At 63.6% G+C, this 14,282-nt stretch carries 13 protein-coding genes; 8 read left to right on the plus strand and 5 right to left on the minus strand.

Annotated elements, in window-relative coordinates; genetic code table 11:
* From ACESNB_RS14720 to ACESNB_RS14755, 8 genes are all read left to right on the plus strand, one after another.
* A partial coding sequence (locus ACESNB_RS14720; RefSeq protein WP_373008624.1) for a PDZ domain-containing protein occupies nt 1–734 on the plus strand: 734 nt, incomplete at its 5' end.
* Nucleotides 735–785: 51 nt separating this feature from the next.
* Complete coding sequence (locus ACESNB_RS14725) at nt 786–1,457, plus strand: response regulator transcription factor (RefSeq protein WP_373008784.1); 672 nt, start codon at nt 786–788, stop codon at nt 1,455–1,457.
* A gap of 33 nt (nt 1,458–1,490) precedes the next feature.
* Complete coding sequence (locus ACESNB_RS14730; protein WP_373008626.1) at nt 1,491–2,891, plus strand: sensor histidine kinase; 1,401 nt, start codon at nt 1,491–1,493, stop codon at nt 2,889–2,891.
* A 6-nt stretch (nt 2,892–2,897) separates the two neighbouring features.
* Nucleotides 2,898–5,585: a bifunctional [glutamine synthetase] adenylyltransferase/[glutamine synthetase]-adenylyl-L-tyrosine phosphorylase gene (locus ACESNB_RS14735; protein ID WP_373008628.1), complete on the plus strand. Its 2,688-nt coding sequence runs from the start codon at nt 2,898–2,900 to the stop codon at nt 5,583–5,585.
* A gap of 56 nt (nt 5,586–5,641) precedes the next feature.
* Complete coding sequence (locus ACESNB_RS14740; RefSeq protein ID WP_373008630.1) at nt 5,642–6,151, plus strand: EF-hand domain-containing protein; 510 nt, start codon at nt 5,642–5,644, stop codon at nt 6,149–6,151.
* Nucleotides 6,152–6,316: 165 nt separating this feature from the next.
* Nucleotides 6,317–6,859: an RNA polymerase sigma factor gene (locus tag ACESNB_RS14745; RefSeq protein WP_373008632.1), complete on the plus strand. Its 543-nt coding sequence runs from the start codon at nt 6,317–6,319 to the stop codon at nt 6,857–6,859.
* A complete protein-coding gene (locus ACESNB_RS14750) occupies nt 6,856–7,299 on the plus strand; it encodes a hypothetical protein (RefSeq protein ID WP_373008634.1) in 444 nt (147 codons plus the stop codon). The genes ACESNB_RS14745 and ACESNB_RS14750 overlap by 4 nt, the downstream gene beginning before the upstream one ends.
* The gene (locus ACESNB_RS14755) at nt 7,296–7,817 is read left to right on the plus strand and encodes a periplasmic heavy metal sensor (protein ID WP_373008636.1); all 522 of its coding nucleotides are present in this window, start codon (nt 7,296–7,298) and stop codon (nt 7,815–7,817) included. The genes ACESNB_RS14750 and ACESNB_RS14755 overlap by 4 nt, the downstream gene beginning before the upstream one ends.
* A gap of 10 nt (nt 7,818–7,827) precedes the next feature.
* On the opposite strand, the gene ACESNB_RS14760 is transcribed toward ACESNB_RS14755, so the two are convergent.
* The 5 genes from ACESNB_RS14760 to ACESNB_RS14780 are packed head-to-tail and all read right to left on the minus strand — an operon-like array spanning nt 7,828 to nt 14,150.
* A complete protein-coding gene (locus tag ACESNB_RS14760; protein WP_373008638.1) occupies nt 7,828–8,232 on the minus strand; it encodes a GFA family protein in 405 nt (134 codons plus the stop codon).
* Nucleotides 8,233–8,285: 53 nt separating this feature from the next.
* The gene (locus tag ACESNB_RS14765; protein WP_373008640.1) at nt 8,286–9,734 is read right to left on the minus strand and encodes an amidase; all 1,449 of its coding nucleotides are present in this window, start codon (nt 9,732–9,734) and stop codon (nt 8,286–8,288) included.
* A gap of 58 nt (nt 9,735–9,792) precedes the next feature.
* On the minus strand, nt 9,793–10,113 hold the full coding sequence (locus ACESNB_RS14770) for a YbjQ family protein (RefSeq protein ID WP_373008642.1): 321 nt from the start codon (nt 10,111–10,113) through the stop codon (nt 9,793–9,795).
* A 9-nt stretch (nt 10,114–10,122) separates the two neighbouring features.
* Nucleotides 10,123–12,279: a methylmalonyl-CoA mutase gene (scpA, locus tag ACESNB_RS14775; protein ID WP_373008644.1), complete on the minus strand. Its 2,157-nt coding sequence runs from the start codon at nt 12,277–12,279 to the stop codon at nt 10,123–10,125.
* The gene (locus tag ACESNB_RS14780; RefSeq protein ID WP_373008646.1) at nt 12,276–14,150 is read right to left on the minus strand and encodes a methylmalonyl-CoA mutase family protein; all 1,875 of its coding nucleotides are present in this window, start codon (nt 14,148–14,150) and stop codon (nt 12,276–12,278) included. Before ACESNB_RS14780 ends, scpA begins: the two co-directional genes overlap by 4 nt.
* Nucleotides 14,151–14,282: the final 132 nt, after the last annotated feature.

The raw sequence follows: 14,282 nt of genomic DNA on the forward strand, positions 1-14,282 counted from the left end.
GCTTTGCGATTCCGGCTGAACTGGCCAACGAAGTAACGCAGGCGATCATCAAGGACGGTCGCGTGTCACGTGGCTGGCTGGGCGTTGCGATCCAGGACCTGACCGCAGACATGGCCGAGGCTCAGGGCCTGAAGGACAATGAAGGCGCGATCATCGCCGATGTCACCAATGGCAGCCCGGCCGAAAAGGGCGGACTTGAGCGTGGCGATATCATCCTCTCGGTGAACAGCCAGAAAGTCGCGGATGCAACGACGACGACCCGCCTCGTCGGCAAGCTGATCGCGAACACATCGAACAAGTTCGAAGTGCTGCGCGGCGGCAAGCGCCAGACGGTCAGCGTGACCGTGGGCGAACGCCCGGACGACCTGACGGCAAACATCCGGCCGGCATCCGACTCGAACGCGCCGAAAGCCGAAGAAAAGGGCACTGTCCTCGACGACTATGGTGTGACCTTCAAGCCGATGGACGACGAAACCCGCACCAAGCTTGGCCTGAAACCCGGTGAGCCCGGCCTGATGATCGTCGACGTTGCCCGCAAAGGTGTGTTCGAGGATGCGGGCCTGCAGGTCGGCATGGTGATCCTGGAAGCCAATAGCCAGCCAGCCGTCTCGGTTGACGCTTTCCAGAAAGCCGTGGCCGACGCCAGGAAGACCGGCCGCAGCAAAGTGCTCGTCGCCGTGCGGATTGGTCAGATTACCAATTACCGCACCCTCGACCTTTCGACAAAAGGATAGGATAGAATGATGCCTGATACCTTGGTGGAAGATACAGTAGTGGGAGACACTATGCGCGTTCTCGTGATCGAAGATGATGCCGAAATGGCAAGTTTCATCGAGAAAGTTCTCGTTGAGGCAGGCCACAGCGTTGACAAAGCGATTGATGGCGAACGCGGATTGGAACTGGCCCGCTCGGCTGATTTCGATGCGCTCGTGGTCGACCGCATGCTGCCTGCCAAGGACGGCCTGACCTTGCTCAAGGAATACCGGGAAGCGGGCGGCAAGACGCCTGCGCTCTTCCTTTCGGCGCTGGGCGATGTTCAGAACCGGGTCCAGGGCCTGAAGGCAGGGGCAGACGACTACCTGTCCAAGCCCTTCGCACCCTCGGAGCTGGCAGCGCGCGTCGAAGCCCTTGGCCGCCGCCAGGTTGGCGAGCCGCAGGTCACATCACTCAAGGCAGGCGACCTCGAGATGAACCTGCTGACCCGCAAGGTGACGCGGGCCGGCAAGAAGATCGACCTTCAGCCGCGCGAATTCCGCCTGCTGGAATACCTCATGCGCCATGCCGGACAGGTCGTGACCCGCACCATGCTGCTCGAAAAAGTCTGGGACTATAATTTCGACCCCCAGACCAATGTCATCGATGTGCATATCTCGCGCCTGCGGGCAAAGATCGACAAGGAGTTCGAAGAACCCTTGCTGCATACGGTGCGCGGTGCCGGGTATCGTCTGCAGGGCTAGACGGCCCGCGTGCGGACTGGCACGAGGCGAGTCATGAAACTCGGCCTGCCGACCTTCCTGAGAACGACGACGTTCAAACTGGCGCTGCTCTACAGCGCCATGTTTGCGACGTTTTCGGCGGCTTTGCTGGTCTATCTCTACTATTCGACCGTCTATTATATCCGCAACGAATCCGACCGACGGCTCGACCTTGAGTTCGAGCAACTTGGCAACGCCTATTATACGGGCGGTATGGAGCGGCTGAGCCAGTCGGTGCTGGAGCGCATGACGCGCACCGGTTCGACCTATTTCTACTATCTCGAGGATTCCTCGGGCCGGAAAATTGCCGGTCACTTCCAGCGGATGCCGGTGGCACCGCCGGAAGTTGATTCGAAGACGGTCTATTTCGACTTTGACCAGCCCGAACCCGACGGATCGATGATCGTGCGGTCTGCGGCGGGCAAGTTCGTGCGCCTGAGAGACAATGGCGGGGCGCTGCTCGTGGCCTTCGATACGGCGCAGCAGACGGCGATCGTGGTGCGCATCCAGCGCGCCATCTTCATTGCGGCGCCGATCGGGCTGATCCTGTCGCTGTTGGGCGGCGTCCTGATCTCCCGGGGTGCGGCGAGTCGCGCGGACGAACTAGCGCGGACGGCCGAAGCTGTGATGGGCGGCGAGCTCGGACGGCGCGTGCCCGTGCGCGGGTCTGGCGATGAGTTCGACCGGCTGGGCCAGCGTATCAATGCCATGCTCGACCAGATCGAGAAGCTGGTCGATGCGACGCGGCATACCGGCAATGCCATCGCGCATGACCTTCGCTCTCCCCTGTCTCGCCTGCGTAACCGGCTCGAGATCGCGCTATCCCAACCTCTGTCGCAGGAAGCTGCCAGCGCAACGTTGAGCGAAACAGTCGAAGAGGTCGACCGCGTGCTGGCGACTTTCAACGCGATCCTGCGCCTTGCGCGGCTGGAAGCCGGCGCCGAGGGCGAGCGAGTGCGTATGGATGTCAGCGAACTGGCCGAGGAACTCGCCGAACTGTTCGACCCGGCCTGCGAAGAGGCGGAGCTGACGTTCAAAAGCCAGATCGCCCGGCACCTGATGATTCTCGGCGACCGCGACCTGATCGGACAGGCCCTGTCGAACATGCTCGACAATGCGGTGAAATACACGCCAGCGCGCGGGGCGATTTCCTTCACGGCCGCGCGCGGGCCGGACGGGACGATTGACCTGACAGTGGTCGATTCCGGACCCGGTGTGCCGCCGGATGCGCGCAAGACGGTCGTGCAGCGGTTCCAGCGGCTGGATTCGGCGCGCACGCAACCCGGATCGGGCCTTGGCCTGTCGCTCGTGGACTCGGTCGCAGACATGCATGGCGGCGAACTGATCCTTCAGGATGCAGGTGGGCCGCCAGGCCAGCCCGGCCTGAAGGCGATCCTGCGTCTCCCGCGGGCTTGACGGACCATGCTCGAGATACGTCCCCTTGCCTCGACGCCTGACGCAGCCCTCGCTGTGGCGATCAATCACGCGCCCTACCTGAGACGCCTGTCGGAGCGGACCGAAGCACGCTCGTTCGAGTCGGCGCTTGCGTCCGTGACGGACCTGCCGGGTGAGACGCCGATAGACGAGGCGATGACCGTGCTGCGCAAGGCAAAGGCCGCCGTTCACCTCGCGCTGGCCGCCGACGACCTGTCCGGCAAACGCAGCGTGATGCAAGTGACGACGGCGCTGACCGCGTTCGCGATGGCGTCGGTTCAGGCGGCGCTGCGTGTGTCGCTCGCAGGCCGGGGCTTTTCGGACAAGGGGTTGTTCATTGTTGCACTCGGCAAGATGGGCGCGTTCGAGCTGAACTATTCCAGCGATATCGACATTGTCGCCTTCTATGAACCAGACGGGTTTGAAGGCGGCGAGCGATCACCCGGCGAGATGGCGCAGCGGGTGTTGAAGGATGTTGTCCGGCTGCTCGATGAAGTCACGGCGGATGGGTATGTATTCCGAACGGACCTGCGCCTCAGGCCCGACCCGTCATCGACGCCGCTCGCCGTTTCAACCGCGATGGCGGAAATGTACTATGAGAGTGTCGGCCAGAACTGGGAGCGAATGGTCTGGATCAAGGCGCGCGCGGCGGCCGGCGACATGCAGGCTGCCGCGCGATTCATCGACCGGATGGGGTCCTATGTCTGGCGCCGCAATCTCGACTATTGGGCGATTGACGACATCCAGGCGATCAAGCGGATGATCAATACCAAGATCGGCGCGCATGGATTCGAAAACCCGGCCCCCGACATCAAGCTGGGCCCGGGTGGTATTCGCGAGATCGAGTTCTTCGTGCAGACCCAGCAGCTGATCATGGGCGGTCGCCATCCGGAACTGAGAGACAATACAACGCTCGGCGCGATGCTGGCCCTGCGCGATGCGGGCATTGTGGCGGACGGCACAGCGACGGACCTCACAAGGGCCTACAAATTGCTCCGCGACGTCGAGCATCGGATCCAGATGCGCCATGACGAACAGAGCCACACGATTCCGGCAGATGCCGAGGAGCGCGAAGGTGTCGCGGCGCTGTGCGGCTATGAATCCCTTGCTGACTTCGATCGCGACCTACTCGAAACGCGGCGAGTGGTGCAGGCGGCCTATGATGCGTTGTTCGCCCGGGACGAACAGCAGGACGAGCCAAGCCGTATCGGCAACCTCGTCTTCACGGGCGTGGATGACGACCCTGAAACAGTCCGCACTCTGCTGGGGCTAGGATTTGGTGACCCGAGTGCCGCTATTGCGACGATTCGAAACTGGCACCGTGGGAACGTGCCCGCGACCCGTACCGTGCGAGGACGGGAACTGTTGACGGCGATCCTGCCGCGTATGCTGGAAGCTATGGGCGCGACGGGCGAGCCGGATGAAGCGTTCCGGTGGTTCTCGCGCTTTTTCAGCGGGCTGTCGTCCGGCGTGCAGACATTATCCATGCTGCTGGCCAAACCGGCGCTGCTTGATGACCTGGTGGCGACACTGGCCCTGGCGCCGCGGCTCGCCGAAATCCTGTCGCGCCGTCCTGACCTCCTGGAAGCGCTGGTCAGCGGACAGGCACCCGAACCGCCGAAGATTACGGCCAGCACAAGTTTCGACGCCGCGCTGGACGAATGGCGCCGCTACCATCGCGAGCAGAGCTTCCTGATCGGACACAACCTGCTGCACGGCCTGATCAATGCCTCCGGTGCGGCAGCGCACTGGTCGCGACTGGCCGACGACACAATCCGTCAGATGGCTGAGGTTGCCGAGGCGGAGACGGTGCGGCGGTATGGCCGAGCGCCGGGCGTTTGGGGCGTCTTCGCAATGGGCAAGCTCGGCGGTTCGGAACTGACGGCCGGATCCGATCTGGATATCATCGTGGTCTATGAGGCGCCGTCACTGGATTCGCAGAGCTGGTTTACCCGGGTCACACAGCGCCTAATTACGGCGCTGACGGCGCCGACGGCGGAAGGCGCGTTGTATGAAGTAGACATGCGCCTGCGGCCTTCCGGGCGCGGCGGACCGGTGGCCGTCAGCCTGACAGCGTTCAAGAGCTACCAGAATGACGAAGCCTGGACCTGGGAACACATGGCGCTGACGCGCCTGCGGTTCGTTTCTGGAGATACTGGTCTCGGCGCCAAAGTGCTATCGAGCGCCAAGGCGGCCATTGCCGCTCGTGCGAGCAAGGATGCGGGCCAGATCGCGCAGGATGTCTCGCAGATGCGCCAGCGACTCTACCGCGAAAAGCCCGGCAAGGGCCTGTGGGACCTGAAAACTGAAAAAGGCGGGCTGATCGACATCGAATTCATCGTGCAGCAGGACATGCTGCTGATGGGCAAGCCGGACTGCATTTGGCCGAACGTGAGTGAGGCGCTGGACCGCATCGCAGCCAGTGGTTACCAGCCTGCAGCCCCCTATGCCGTGCTGCAGGAGTCCCTGGCTTACCTACAGGCGCTGCAGCAGGTTCAGCGTCTTGCAGTCGGCAGTGAAATAACCGCAGACGACATACCGGATGGTTTGAAGAACCGCTTGTGCCGCGCTGTCGGCGCCGAAGATTTCACCGCGCTGGAGCGCCATCTCGCTGCACTGAAAGCAAAGGTGCATGCCATTGCTGCGGAAAAACTGCAGCTGCCAGCGACGGATTGAGGACAATGCGCCGTTGAATGCGTGATGGGTTAATCACGATAACGGAGAATTTCCTCATGAAACGTACCACTCTTGCTACACTGGTCGCTGCTTCGGCGCTTGTCATTGCGGTGCCCTTTGCAGCGCAAGCTGAGCGCGGGCACGGCCGAGATGGCGGACCCGACAGCGAACATATGAAAGCGGTCGATACCAACGGTGATGGCGACATCTCGAAGGAAGAGGTGCAGGCGTTCCGCACCACGATGTTCAAGGCCGCTGACGCCAACCAGGACGGCGCCTTTACGCTGGATGAAATGACCTTGCATCAAGACGCGATGGAAGCGCAACGCAAGGCCGAGCATCAAGTCCGCATGTTCGAGAAGCTCGACACGGACGCCAATGGCACGGTGAGCGCGGCAGAGTTCGCCGCTCGCCCGATGCGCGGAATGGAACGCTTTGACACCGACGGTGACGGCACGGTCAGCGATGAAGAGCGTGAAGCCGCTCGCGCTGCGATGAAAGATCATCGCGGCAAGTGGGGCCGACATGGTGACAAGCGTGCATCAGACGCGCCAGACGGGGAATAGGACAGGCGGCCCGGAATGCCGGGCGGGCCAGATGCATGACATGCGAATTATTCCCCTCCCTTCGCACCGTCGACTGCGTTCGGCTCGCCCTGCGACCCGGTTCCTGCCCGCGGCTTGTGGTGAAGGCATTTCCCCTTCGACAGATCGCACGCTAGACACTACCACGTGGCATTCTCATCCGACCTTGATCAGATCACGCGCGCGGCAGCTGGGGAACGGCAGGCCGTGTCGGCGCTGGTCAATCGGTACAGCCCCGGTGTGCTGGCACTTGCAACCCGCATACTGGCGGACCGGGCAGAGGCCGAGGATGTGACACAGGAAACATTCATACGCGCTTGGAAGGCCTTGCCGACCTGGGAGCCACGGGCGAAATTCTCGACCTGGCTGCACCGCGTCGTGCTGAACCTTTGTTATGACCGGCTGCGCAAGCGCCGGGAATCGACCATGGCGGAGTTGCCGGAACAGGTCGACATGGCGCTGCGCCCGGACGATGCACTGGACCAGTCGGAACGTGTGGGCGCCGTCGAGGGCGCCATCGCTGCGCTTCCTGAGCGCCAGGCCGCTGCCTTGACGCTGTGCGCGCTTCAGGACCATTCTCAGGCCGATGCAGCGGAGATTATGGAGATCAGCGTGGAGGCGCTCGAAAGCCTTCTCGCACGCGCGCGGCGAACGCTGCGTACGGTATTGATGGAAAGGAGCGAGGCATGACGAACACAATGACCGATGCACGGCTGATTGCGCTGATCGAAGCCTGGGGCGCGGATGCGAACGCCTTTCCGGAAACCGAACGCGCTGCAGCCAAGTCCCTGTTGGCTGAAGCGCCGGATCGGTTTGCAGATGAACTTCAGGCTGCCAGAGACATGGACATGTTGCTGGGCGGCCTACCTGCCGTGACGCCGTCTCCGGCGCTCACAGCGGCCTTGATGGACACGGCGCCCAAAGCCCGTCCGCAACGGCGCAGCTGGCTTGCCGCCATTCCGCACTGGCCGACGGTCGGTGCCTTTGCATCGCTCGCCATCGGGCTTGCGATCGGATTGGGAACAGCCCAGTCGGGAACGACTGCTGCGACCGAAGATGCTGTCGACACGCTCGTCTATGCCGCGCTCGGATTTGACGTGATCAACTATTCTCAGGAGACCGCTCAATGAGTGATCCGACCCCAAAGCGCCGGATTCCGTTCTGGCTGACACTGTCAATCATGGCGAACCTGCTTCTGATGGGCCTTGTGATCGGCTGGATCCTGCGCTCGCCGCATCATCGTTTCGGGCCGGAAGGCATGTCATCGCAGCGGCCACCCATATTGGGCGAGGCCAGTCATGGGGATCGCATGATGGTGCGCCGTATCATGATGGAGGCCTTCCGGTCGGCTGAAACGGAAGTGGCAGACCGGCGAGCAGTCCGCGTGACACTGGGCGAGGCCCTGCAGATTGATCCCTATGATCCGGACGTCGTGCGGCGTGCCTTTGCCGCCCTGCGCCTGTCGGATCAGGCCGTACATTCGGCGATCCACGAGTCGCTGGTTGACCGGTTGGGTGAACTCAGCGTGGAACAGCGCAGGGCGCTGGCCGAGATGCTGTCGCGTGAGCCCGGCGACGGGCCCCGAGGCAAACGCCGCAAGTTCGGTGAGGATGATGGCCGTCCGGATGGTCCGCGCGACCGGGACTAGGACTGTCAGTTCAGTCCCTGGACTTGTGCGCCAGTGCGCCGGCATTGGCGTCCCAGTTCTGGCCATCGAAGGCATTGATCGCCACATCGAGGGATTGCCATTCATCGAGGCAGCGCCAGGTGACGGCGAACCCGTCCGGATTTGATCTCGGCACATAGAAGCTCTTGATCCCGCATGTGCGGCAGAACAGGTGGCGGGCCTGGCCGGAATTGAACGTGTATTCCGTCAGGTTGCCCTCGCCCTTCAATAGACGGAAGCGGCTGGCGGGCACGATGACATGCGTGTTGCCGCTCATGGCGCAGATCGAACAATTGCAGTCCTCGACGTCGAACGCGTCAGGCAGGTCGACTTCGAAGCGGACCGCGCCGCAATGGCAGCCGCCTGAATGGGGTGTGCGCGAGACGGGCGTCAACATTTATTCTGCATGACCTTGAACTTTTCTAAGTGGATATGCGTTCGCTTTCCGGTTCAGGCAACCCAGACAGGCGGTTTGCGATGGGCCCAGGGCGCGGATCGTTCCAGCTGTCCGGCCAGTGCGAAGAGCAGGCTTTCCGTTCCGTAGCGGCTGCCGAACATCATGCCGAGCGGGAGACCTGAGGGTGCGGTCGGGGTGGGGCCGGTCCAGTGCAGGGGGACTGACATGGCAGGGGCGCCCATCTGGTTGAACACGGCGCAGTGCGGCGCGAAGCTCTGCACGGCTTCACCCATCGTGTCGGGCTCGGTGAGGGCCATGACGCCCAGTTTTTCCGGCGCGCGCATCAGCGTGGGCGACAGGGTCATGTCGAAGCCGCCGGCATCGAGGAAGTGCTCATAGGCAATGGCGGCCGTCTGGAAAATATTGTTGGCATGGGCCAGCTCGACCATCGGAACAGTGCGGCCGAGATTGGCCATCTGGAACGTGACCGGCTCCAGTTCGTCCTCGCGGATGTCGCGCCCGAGCATCTTGGCGCGGTCGTCGATCATGGCGGCGATATTGGCGGAGATGGTGAACAGGGCCGCCTTGCCGAGCGCGGCGCCATCCATCTGGGGGCCGACTTCCACGATGGTATGGCCGAGGCGTTCGAGCAGTTCAGCGGTGAACTTGAGCCCAGCTTCGGCATCGGCATCCGGTTGGGTGCCATTGGGCGCGGTACGCCAGAGCGCGATCTTCAGGGGTTTCGGGTCATGGTCGAGTTCCGTGAGAAAGGGGCGGGATGGCGGCGGTGCGTGATAGCGGCTGCCGACTTCCGGGCCGTGAGAGACGTCGAGCAGGGCCGCGCTGTCGCGCACGCTGCGGCTGACAGCATGCACGGTGGAGAGGCCGTTCCAGCCTTCGGTCCGGCCGGGGCCCATCGGGGTGCGCCCGCGCGAAGGCTTGAGGCCGAACAGGCCGCAGCAGGCGGCAGGGATTCGGATCGAGCCGCCGCCATCGCTGGCCTGTGCGAGGGGGAGCACGCCGGATGCGACGGCCGCCGCTGCGCCGCCGGATGAGCCGCCGGACGTGCGGGTTGTGTCCCACGGGTTGCGCGTCTGGCCGTGCAGGGTGGACTCAGTTGTCAGGGTGAGGCCGAATTCCGGTGTCGTGGTGGCGCCGAAGAAGACGAGGCCCGCCTTGCGATAGCGTGCGGCGAGCGTGCTGTCTTCAGACGCAACGTGGCCTTTCCAGGCGACAGAGCCCTGCGTGATTGGCGCGCCCTTGATGTCGACGGCGAGATCCTTGGTGGCAAAGGGCACACCGGCAAAGGGGCCATCGCCGAGCGGCTGTTCGAGCTGTTCATGGGCAAGTTCGGGGAAAAGCGCGGAGAAACAGTTTATCTGTTCCTGTCCCCCTTCAGCGCGGCCGAGTGCGACGTCCAACAGTTCGGATGGCTTGACCTGTTTGGTGCGAACCAGATGGGCGAGGCCCAGCGCGTCATAGTCCTTGAATTCCTCGTCCATCAGATCATTCCCTCCGCTTTCGCGCAGTTTGGAACCTGTCGCCCCGAATGGGAAGGGCTTACGCGAGGGTGACAGCGGTGCCGGAGACGGCAACCATCATCATCGAGCCGGACTGGCCGATGACCTGATAGTCGAATTTCACACCCACGACGGCGTTGGCGCCGAGTTGTTCGGCGTTGCGGATCATTTCGTCGATGGCGCCGTCGCGCGTTTCGCGGATCGTCTTTTCGTAGGCGTTAGACCGGCCACCAAAAATATTGGTGAAGCTGGCGAGGATATCCTTGCCCAGATGCGCGCCGATGATGACCTCGCCGCACACGATGCCCTTATAGGCAGTAATGTCGCGGTTATTGATCGTGGGAGTGGTCGAGATGATCATTGGAGACTCCTATTCCGCTGCCACGTCTGCCCCGTCACCTTCCAGGACTTCCAGCATTTTGATGGCGCTGTCGGCGATGACGGTGCCCGGCGGGAAGATGGCGGTGGCGCCGGCGGCGTAGAGGGCGTCGAAATCCTGCTGCGGGATGACGCCGCCGACGATGATGCGGGTGTTCGCGGCGCCTTCATTGCCGAGGGCGCGCTTGAGTTCCGGCACGAGCGAGAGGTGACCGGCCGCAAGCGAGGAGGCGGCGACGATGTCGACCCCGGCCTTGCGGGCGTCAGCAGCGGCCTCTTCCGGTGTCTGGAAGAGCGGGCCGATCTCGACGTCCCAGCCGAGGTCCATCAGGGCCGAGGCGACGACCTTCTGGCCGCGGTCATGACCGTCCTGTCCCATCTTGGCGATGTAGATCTTGGGGCGGCGACCGTGCTTCTTTTCAAAAACGGCGGCGAGGGACTTGGCGTCCTCGGCGCGCGGATTGCCTTTGACGCCGCCGCCATAGACGCCCTTGATCGAGCGGATGACGGCGCTGTGGCGGCCCTGGCTGCGCTCGACGGCTTCGGAAATTTCGCCGACCGTGGCCTTTGCACGGGCCGCATCGACGGCGAGGGCGAGCAGGTTGCCTGTCGTGCCTGCAGCGGCCTCGGCGATGGCGTCGAGCTTGGCGGCGACTTCGGCTTCATTGCGGTCTGCTTTCAGGCGGGCCAGCTTGTCGAGCTGCATGCGGCGCACGGCGGCATTGTCGACTTTGAGGACGGGCACGTCCTCGTCTTCATCGAGATGGAATTTGTTGACGCCGACTACGGTCTGCGTGCCGCTGTCGATGCGGGCCTGCGTATTGGCGGCGGCTTCCTCGATGCGGAGCTTGGGCAGGCCTTGCTCGATGGCCTTGCGCATGCCGCCCATTTTCTCGACTTCCTCGATATGGGCGAGGGCTTTGGCGGCGAGGTCGTGCGTCAGGCGCTCGACATAGTAAGAGCCGCCCCACATGTCGATCGTCTGGCAGGCGCCAGCTTCCTGTTGCAGGAAGAGCTGGGTGTTGCGACTGATCCGGGCGGAGAAGTCCGTCGGCAAAGCGAGCGCTTCGTCAAAGCTGTTCGTGTGCAGGCTCTGCGTCTGTCCGCCCGTAGCCGCGATGGCTTCGAGGCAGGTGCGGATAACGTTATTGTAGACGTCCTGCGCGGTGAGAGACCAGCCGGAGGTCTGGCTGTGCGTCCGCAGGCTGAGGGACTTGACGTTCTTCGGCTTGAACTCTTTATCGACCAGTTTCGCCCAGATCAGGCGGGCGGCCCGCATCTTGGCGACTTCCATGAACGTGTTCATGCCGATGGCCCAGAAGAAGGAGAGGCGCGGTGCGAATTTGTCGACATCCAGCCCGGCAGCAACACCGGCACGGATGTATTCGATGCCGTCGGCCAGCGTGTAGGCAAGCTCGAGGTCTGCCGTCGCGCCGGCTTCCTGCATGTGGTAGCCGGAAATCGAGATGGAATTATATTTCGGCATGTTCTGCGACGTGTAGGCGAAGATATCCGAAATGATCCGCATGCTGGGCTTGGGCGGATAGATATAGGTGTTGCGAACCATGAACTCCTTGAGAATGTCGTTCTGGATCGTGCCGGCCAGTTTGTCAGGCGTGACGCCCTGTTCCTCGGCGGCGGCGATATAGAGCGCGAGAATTGGCAGGACCGCGCCATTCATGGTCATCGACACGGACATCTTGTCGAGCGGGATGCCCGAGAACAGCGTTCGCATGTCATAAATGGAGTCGATGGCAACGCCCGCCATGCCGACATCGCCGGAGACGCGGACATGATCGGAATCATAGCCGCGGTGGGTGGCGAGGTCGAAGGCGACCGAAAGGCCTTTCTGGCCTGCCGCGAGGTTGCGGCGGTAGAAGGCGTTGGAGTCTTCAGCCGTGGAGAAGCCGGCATACTGGCGTACGGTCCAGGGCTGGTTCGTGTACATGGTCGGGTAGGGGCCGCGGCCGAACGGCGCGAGGCCCGGATAGTCGTCGAGATAGTCGAGACCCTTGGTGTCTTCAGCCGTGAAGGCCGTTTTGACGGCGATGCCTTCGGGCGTGTGCCATGGCCCGCCCAGCGTGGGAGCTGCGGCTTTTGCGTGCGGGGCGCCGAGTTCGGCTTTGGTGAAGTCAGGAAAAGTGGTCATTGGGAAAGCCCCAGTTCTGCTTGGGCGAGCGTCAATGTGTGCAGCACATCGCAGCCCATGAAGATGTTTGAGTCGATGCCGGGCGCTTCGAACTTGCCCGCGAGCCATATATGGCGGGCGCCAGCGGCCTTGAGGGCTGCGGCAGCGGCTTCGGCCTCGGCAGGATAACGTGTGTCGCTGCCGCAAATGACGGCGATATGGCAACCGGACGCCTTGTAGGCGGCAGCGAGTTCAGCGGCGGATTTCGGCACGACGGGCGGTTCTTTCGCGGCGAGGCCGCCCGCAGCGAAAAGGTTGCGGGCGAAATCTGCGCGGGCCGAGTGTTCGGCGACCGGGCCAAGCGTGGCGAGGAAGATGGAAGGTGCTTTCTTCGCGGCGGCGGCTGTGTCGCGCAAGGCTTCGAAGGGTGCGGCAAGGTGGATGGGGAGGAGCGGCGTGCACGTCTCGGCCATGCGCGGCGCGGCGGGGGCCGGTTTCGGTTTCACCGGGTCGGCGACGGGCGCGGGGATCTCTTCAAGCAGGGGGAATTCACTGACGCCCGTGATCGGCACCTTGCGCTTGGCAATGTCCTTGGCGCGGGCGTCACGGACGGTCGCGACGCGCGACTGGAGTGCACCGGCGAGGAGCGAGTTGGCAAATCCGCCTTCCTTTTCGATCTGCTGGAATTCAGCCCACGCGGTGTTGGCGAGGTCTTCAGCGAAGCTCTCTGTGAACCAGGCGCCGCCAGCGGGATCTGCCACGCGGCCGAGATGGCTTTCTTCCATGGCGATGATCTGTGTGTTGCGGGCGATGCGGCGGCCGAGTTCTTCCGGGATGCCGAGGGCAGAATTGAACGGGCGGACAGTGACAATGTCGGCGCCGCCAATGGCGCCGGCGAACGCGGCGGTGGTGCAGCGGAGCATGTTGGTCCAGGCGTCATAGCGGGTCAGCATGCGGGCCGAGGTCGTGGCCTGGATACGCATCGGCACGGGGGCGACGTCCAGCAATTCAAGGCAGCGCGCCCAGAGGCGGCGGGCGGCGCGCAGCTTGGCGACGCCGAGGCCGTAATTGGCGTCAAGGGCGAGGGAGAAGGTGATGTGGGGGGCAATGGCGGCGAAGTCTGCGTCCGGGATGCGGCGCAATGTGTCGATGGCGCTGGCGATCAGGGCGCCAAGTTCCTGCGCGTCCGAGCCGCCGGCCTCATGCACCATGCGCGCGTCGATGCGGAGATGGCCGGTGCCGGGCAGGTGTGCCGAGAGGGTGGCAAGGGTGTGGGCGAGGCGCTCAAAGGTCTCTTCGAGGCTGGCATCGAGGCCCCCGGTGCGGGCGAGGGCGCCGAGCGGGTCAAGATTGACATCGAGTTTCAAGGCGGATGTGTCGTCCTGCGCCTGCGCCCATTCGATGAGCAGCTCGGCAGCGTCGCAGCCGGCATCGCGCGTATGATCGAGTGCGACCGGGGCGATGGCGGCGTTCACGCCCGCAAGCACGGTCGTGATGCTGGCCAAATCTGTCACCTGCACGCCGGTCTGACCTGTCGGGTCGAGCGTCAGTTCAACCGACGAGACGCCGCGTTCGAGGTCGCGCAGGATTTCAGCGTTCGTGGTGGCCGGATCCGGATGGGTGAAGGCCTGGCGGATATCCCAGGGCAGGTAGGCGTCCGGCGCGGCGGTGGGGCCGCGCAAGTAGGGCGCGACGCCGGGCGTGCCGAGCGGGTTGGTCGCCGAGGGGAAATCGCTTTCGCGATACAGTGGACGCACGTCCAGTCCGTCAGCCGTGTGGCGCGTGATCGAGTCCACGCCTTTGCCCTTAAGGGCCTTGTCGACGGCGGCCAGCCATTCGGCTTCGGTCGCGTCCGCGAACGCGTTGCTGAGGGGGAGGATATCGTCTGCCATGGTGTACGGTGCCTGTATTCACTAGTGTGCCTAGGTAATGGAGTTGACGCCAACGTAAGGTCAAGGGTTAGCGCAACGGCAGGGGTGCGGCCTGATGCCCGGCGCGGTGCTTGTGGAGCCGTCTGGAAGCGT

The organism is Hyphomonas sp. (assembly GCF_041689225.1).
In the GTDB taxonomy this organism is placed as follows: Bacteria; Pseudomonadota; Alphaproteobacteria; order Caulobacterales; family Hyphomonadaceae; genus Hyphomonas.